The 1,068-nt window shown below is 59.6% G+C and carries 1 protein-coding gene; it reads right to left on the reverse strand.

Annotated elements, in window-relative coordinates:
* Positions 1–1,068, reverse strand: a 1,068-nt coding sequence (locus tag MPRO_RS21915) for an alanine/glycine:cation symporter family protein (RefSeq protein ID WP_067298328.1), incomplete at both ends; no start/stop codon positions are given.

A 1,068-nucleotide genomic window follows, 5' to 3' on the forward strand; every position in this document is an offset into this window, starting at 1 on the left:
CAACAGCAGCAGGGCAATCAGGTTTGGGATCGCCATAAAGGCGTTAAGGGTGTCGGCCAGCAGCCAGATGAAATCCAGGTGCAGTACCGCACCGGCGGGCACCGCCAGAATCCACAGCACCCGGTAGGGGGCGATGGACTTGACGCCGAAGATATACTCAACGCAGCGCTCGCCGTAGAAAGACCAGCCAATGATGGTGGTAAAGGCAAAGATCGCCAGTGAAACCGCCACCAGATAGTTGCCAAGCCCCGGCAGTGCCTGGGCAAAGGCCATGGAGGTGAGGGCAGCACCGGATTCGCCGCTGGTCCAGACTCCGGAGGTGATGATAACCAGGCCTGTGATCGAGCAGATCATGATGGTATCAATAAAGGTACCCAGCATGGCGACCAGACCCTGGCGTACCGGGCTCTTGTTCTGGGCAGCGGCGTGGGCGATAGGTGCTGAACCCAGGCCCGCTTCGTTGGAGAAGATGCCGCGGGCAACACCAAAGCGGATAGCCGCCCAGACAGCTGCGCCGGCAAAGCCACCTTCAGCAGCAACCGGTGAGAAGGCGTGGGTGAAGATCAGATCAAACGCATCGGGAATCTGCTCGGCATTAATGAAGAGTACCACCAGGCCCGCCACTATGTAGGACACTGCCATCACGGGTACCAGGGCGCCTGCGACATGGCCGATACGACGGATACCGCCGATCAGGACCGCACCGACCAGTACCATCACGATCAAGCCGGTCACCCAGGTGGGTGTGCCAAAGTTGGATTCCATGACGCTGGCAATAGAGTTGGACTGCACAGTGTTGCCGATGCCAAAGCCTGCGATAGCACCGAAGATGGCGAAGGCCATGCCCAGCCATGCCCATTTGCTGCCAAGACCGTTCTTGATGTAGTACATGGGGCCACCGACGTGGTTGCCTTCTTCGTCTACTTCACGGTATTTAACGGCCAATACGGCTTCTGCGTACTTGGTGGCCATGCCGACCAGTGCAGTGATCCACATCCAGAAGAGGGCACCTGGGCCGCCGAGGAAGACGGCGGTGGCGACACCGGCGATGTTGCCGGTACCCACGGT

Origin of the sequence: Marinobacterium profundum (genome assembly GCF_001528745.1) — a bacterium.
GTDB lineage: Bacteria > Pseudomonadota > Gammaproteobacteria > Pseudomonadales > Balneatricaceae > Marinobacterium_A > Marinobacterium_A profundum.